The sequence below is a fragment of the Vicinamibacteria bacterium genome (genome assembly GCA_035620555.1).
Classification (GTDB): domain Bacteria; phylum Acidobacteriota; class Vicinamibacteria; order Marinacidobacterales; family SMYC01; genus DASPGQ01.
This window is the reverse complement of the sequence record DASPGQ010000824.1, coordinates 1-4,788: the sequence shown is the minus strand read 5'-3', so window position 1 is coordinate 4,788 and position 4,788 is coordinate 1. Positions and strand designations below refer to the sequence as shown.

Below are 4,788 nucleotides of genomic sequence, written 5' to 3'. Positions count from 1 at the left end.
GACACCCACGCTCTGCTGTGGTGGCTCTTCGACGACCCACGCCTCTCCGAGCGCGCTCGAGGAATCTTGCGTGATTCCACGAACGAGATTCTTGTATCGGCCGCGAGCGCTTGGGAGATCAGCACCAAGTACCGGCTCGGGAAGCTGCCCAGCGCGTCCGAGCTGGTACGGGATATCGACGGCTGGGTCCACCGCGCCGGCTTCCGCGAGCTGCCGGTAACGATTGCCCACGGTCAGCGTGCGGGGAGCTGGCCTCAGGCGCACCGAGACCCCTTCGACCGGATGCTCGCAGCTCAATGCGCGCTCGAAGAGATACCACTCATCGGGCGGGACCCGGAGCTCAAGGATTTCGGTATTCGTCTCGTTTGGTGAACGCGAATCCTCGTAGATAGCCCGCCCCGTCCCTTTCAGGCAAGGCTATGTCACGGGCAGAATGATCGTGCGAACCGTGCCGATCGCTTCGCGCGTCTCCTCCGCCCATCGGCCCTGGAAGTATTCGACGACGCTCTGCATCAGCTCGTGGGTGACTTCGGCGAGGCGGCGCTCGAGGGGCCATGAGAGAAATCTCGCGGGAGACGACAACGCGTTCGAAACGGCGATGAGGTTGTCGAAGAGAGAGATGCGGGCACCATGAGTGTCGGGCTGGACGATGATGCGTATGACGCCCCCACCCGCTCCTGCCAAACGGCGGCGAGAGTTCTCGATTAGAGTGTAAAGAAGGCCGCGCAACAAGAATGGCTCGGCGTAAACCGGTCGAACCCCCGCCTTCACGTCTACGACGAACCGAATCCCTTGTTCGTTGAGCCCATTTGCGAGCTCGTGCTCGAGACGTCCCAGCGTCTCCTGAATCGGCGTGGGAACCCGCCCCGGAAGTCGCCCGGCTCTAAGATCCATGATCATCTGCCGGATGAATTTCACGCTGGAGATGGAGGCCTCTAGCTGTTGAATCTCTTGGCTCAGCCACTGTGGGGTATCCGATCGTGTCCGCATTCGAAATAGCGCGCCGGCGGCATCTCGCAGGGGTCCGTCAAGCCCATAGGCTGCCCCTTCGGCGATGCGACCACGGAAGGTGCTGCGAAGATTCTGTTTGAGAGACTCAGAGGCGTGAGCGTCGGAGATCACTTCGAGAGCCATCGTCAGCTCCAGAACGACGCGCTCGAGGTGGTCGATGGTCTCGCGGGTCGGCGCGGGGGATTCCTGGGGCAGATAAAACGTTACCAGGCCGAGGGCATGAACCGGGGTTCGCATCGGCAGCGCGAGGACGGCGACACAGTCTAGACCGACCCGATCCATGGCGTCCTCGAGCGCGCCGGCCTCCCCGCGAAATTGAATCATCGGCCTTCCACCTTCCACCAGCGCATGTGCGAGCGGTCGTCCTCCCGGACTTTTTGCCCCCTCGAGCGGGTCGACTTGAAGGCCGAGACCTACGACCTGCTCGAAATGCCCGTCGGGCCGTATGAGACTCATGGAGGCTTGACGGCATTTCAGTGACGCTGCGAGGGACTCGACAAGCCCTTCGAGAAGCACGGGTGTTTCATCCGGGCTCGCCTCGAAGAGTCGCTTGGCGATATCCGCCACGACGCTGAAGGTCTCTACACGTCGCGTCTCGAGCTCGTTTCTTTCCCTGAGCTCGCTGATGTGATCGGTGAGGCTCGACGCCGCCTCAGCGTAGCTTTCAAGCATCGCGTTGGCGGAGCGTGTATCGAGCTCTACGGCCCCGTCCGTGGGCGAATGAACCGGAGGGGAATGCGAGCTAGGCAGTATCGGTGCGGGACCAAAAGACATTTCCAGCTCGTCCGGTGGAGCTACCTTGACGGACGGCGCGGGCGCGGCCACATTGGACAGCTTCGGGGCCTTGACGCGCACCACTTTCGTCGGAGGCGGCTCGACCGGGCCAGAGGGAACCGTGCCCCTGGTAATGAGGTCTTCTGGTGTCGTACCGAAGATCTCGAGCATCGTACGGGAAGCCCACTCCTTCGCCGAGCGTGCATCTCCGAGGTTCTCCCCAATCCGGTATCGCGTGGCGAGCTCGGTCATCGTACATTCGAGCGCCGCGGTGAAGACTTCCAGCACTCCTTTGCCCTGAGTGGCGACCGAGGGGAAGCTCGGCGCGCTCCGAGCATTGAGACCTCGCTGCATGATCTGGAGGTCGGTCGTGTCGGGAAGGTCGCGCTTGTTGAACTGGAACACGAGGGGGATGCTCGACGGCTCGATACCGTGCTCGAGGAGATACTCCGTCATCTCCTTGAGACTCTGTAGATTCTCGTGCCAGCGATCGGTCGCCGAGTTTGCCACGAACACGATTCCATCGGCGTTCTTGAGCAGCATTTTGCGCGTCGCGCCATAGAAGCGCTGACCGGGCACCGCGACGATCTGGAACCGCAGTTCATAGCTGCGAAAAGCCGGAGTGGACAACGGGAGAAGGTCGAAGAGTATGGTGCGGTCCTGAGCCGTGTTGACCGAAACCAGCTCCTGACGACGGTCCTGGCGCGCGAGGCGATGAAGAACTTGGAGACTCGTCGTCTTTCCACCCGCTGCGGGCCCGTAGTACAGGACCTTGACGCGGAGGAACCGCTCCTTGTGATTGATCTCGACCAAGTTTCTACCTGCTAGTACTCTTTCAATCGGACAGCCTGCCGTATCTGCTGTCGTAGCTCAGGCTCACGCGACGGCGAGGTCCCCGCTCCGAGTCGTAAACGTCACATTGGGCGTAGGGCTTCGAGTAGATGTGGAGGCTCGCGGCCGGGGACCCGAACTCGGGAGCGTTCTCGACGGCGTGTATCTCCGCGGGACCATCGAGAAAGCCGACTGTCCCGTCGATCGGTTCGTCGATGAGCCGCAGCTCGAGGGGCTCTTCGGAGAGCAGCTCGTAGTTCGAGAAGCGAAGCCTGCCTCGCTCGACCCGGGCGAAGCAGAGCTCCCCCTCGTGGCCGTGGATGGGCGCCCGGTGTCCGGATCCCCAGCACAGAACGAGGACTTCGAAGTCGGCGTCCTTGTGCACCAGATTGCGGGTGTACCGCTCCTGGCAATGGTGGATATAGGGTTCGAGGGCGCTCGGCTCTACGAGAGTCGATCCGAGATACTCCCGCACGTCCACGGCGGGAAAGCCCATGTCGGAAAAGGTTTTCAGGTCAGCCATCAAACGGTCTATCGCGACGTACCGAGCCATTCGTGAGCCTCTTCTCGGAACAGTCAGGGATACTAGTATGAGAAGTCATTTGCGCCAGGTTGTCAAGGCGCTGCGGGCCCGGAACTCCGACTTCGGCAATCAGTTGTGCACCCTCCTGGGTTAGACTGGCGGTGTGGGTCCCCAAATAACCGACTCGCATTTCGTCATCGCCGTTTGTGACCTCGAGAAGTCCGCCTCTTACTATCGTGATGTCCTCGGTTTCGCCGTCCGAGACATGGGTGACCCGGGTTGGAGGATGCTCGTCAAAGACCGATGTACGATACTAGCTGGAGAATGTCCTGATGCGATACCTCCCACCCGGCTCGGCGACCACTCTTACTTCGCCTATTTCGTTATCGATGGAATCGACGATTACTACCAGGGGGTGGTGGCAAGGGGCGGTCGTATTCGTAAGCCCGTCCGGGATGAGCCCTGGAAGATGCGAGAATTCGCCGTCGAGACGGTCGACGGCCACCGCATCATGTTCGGATCGCGTATTCAATAGGATACGATGCAAAACGCGGTAGAGAGCCTGCTGCCACGCGTCATTGGGTCGGCTGGCCTGGCTCTGTCTTTGTTTTTCTTTGGGAGCGTTTCGGGATACGCCCAGGTCGTCAAGCTCGTCGGTGATGGCCGGGTTACCGTTCAGGCGGAAGGGGTCATCTTGGTCAATATGTTGAGGGAGCTGGAAACGGTTATCCCCATCGAACAGATTTTGCTCGATCCCGCCGTCGACGGAAAAATGGTGCGCGTCGAGCTGGAAGACGTCCCGTTTCGAGAGGCGATCGAAGAGGTTCTCGCCGCGGCCGAAGTGAATCACGTTGTCTGGGGCGAGGATAACGGGCCGTTTCGCATCTTTGCAGGCTCTGCTCAACAGACCAGGCCCGTGCCGTTGTCCGAGCGGTCTGTTGGGGTCGACACGTCGGGAGGGGCCGGTCAGCCAGATCCGTCCGGAGCGCCGCCCGATCGGTCGCAAACGCCCGATTGGACGACCTCCCCGGCCTCGGGCGAAGCTTTCCCCGCCTCGGGCGAAGCCTTCCTCGCAACCCCGCCCGACGACGAACGATTCGCGGCGACTCTGGCGATCCTTCTCATGGGTCTTTTCTCCGGCGCCTGGCTCGTGGGGGGGCGCCGCCTGTCGCCCCGAGCTCGTTCCCGCGACTCCGTCCGCATCGAACGACCGCGTTGAGGGGTTTGCGCTCTGGCACCGCCCGCTGGGCGTTGCTGTCGCTCATCGCCGTTCTTCCCGTCGTTTTCAATCCCTATGCGAGCACCCCCTCCGAGCCTATCAAGGTAACCCTTTTTCAGTGGGCTGTCTGCGCAATCCTGGTGCTCGCCGTGGTCGAGGGCGGAAGCGTCTCTTTTGGTGGAATCTCGCGTCTTTCTCTGCGAGAGATGACCGTCGAGCTCGCCGTCGCGGTCTACGCGGTGGCTTTCGTGCTGTCGACGGTATTTTCCCTGGATCCTGCTCTGAGCTTTTGGGGCGGGGGCGACAAACACGGTCTCCTCACATGGCTCGCCGTGTGGCTTTTCTTTGGCTTGACGATCTCGGCCGGTCGAGATCCGGTGTGGATTCGGGCCCTCGTCGATGCCGTACTGGTCAGCACGGTTCCCGTGTG

6 protein-coding genes are annotated in these 4,788 nt (G+C 61.6%); 4 read left to right on the top strand and 2 right to left on the bottom strand.

Going from position 1 to position 4,788, the window contains the following annotated elements; genetic code table 11:
- A partial coding sequence (locus VEK15_32855) for a type II toxin-antitoxin system VapC family toxin (protein HXV65532.1) occupies window positions 1–372 on the top strand: 372 nt, incomplete at its 5' end.
- A 45-nt stretch (window positions 373–417) separates the two neighbouring features.
- Here the strand turns inward: VEK15_32855 and VEK15_32850 are convergent.
- Both VEK15_32850 and VEK15_32845 read right to left on the bottom strand, forming a co-directional pair.
- Window positions 418–2,598, bottom strand: coding sequence for a hypothetical protein (locus tag VEK15_32850; protein ID HXV65531.1), 2,181 nt, complete (start codon window positions 2,596–2,598; stop codon window positions 418–420).
- Window positions 2,599–2,620: 22 nt separating this feature from the next.
- Window positions 2,621–3,139, bottom strand: a complete 519-nt coding sequence (locus VEK15_32845; GenBank protein HXV65530.1) for a cysteine dioxygenase family protein — start codon at window positions 3,137–3,139, stop codon at window positions 2,621–2,623.
- A 163-nt stretch (window positions 3,140–3,302) separates the two neighbouring features.
- On the opposite strand from VEK15_32845, the gene VEK15_32840 reads away from it, so the two are divergent.
- The 3 genes from VEK15_32840 to VEK15_32830 form a co-directional block, all read left to right on the top strand.
- Window positions 3,303–3,674 (top strand): VOC family protein, encoded by a 372-nt coding sequence (locus VEK15_32840; GenBank protein HXV65529.1) that lies wholly within the window; start codon window positions 3,303–3,305, stop codon window positions 3,672–3,674.
- 6 nt (window positions 3,675–3,680) lie between these two features.
- A complete protein-coding gene (locus VEK15_32835) occupies window positions 3,681–4,358 on the top strand; it encodes a hypothetical protein (GenBank protein HXV65528.1) in 678 nt (225 codons plus the stop codon).
- Window positions 4,359–4,363: 5 nt separating this feature from the next.
- Window positions 4,364–4,788, top strand: a 425-nt coding sequence (locus tag VEK15_32830; GenBank protein HXV65527.1) for a hypothetical protein, incomplete at its 3' end; no start/stop codon positions are given.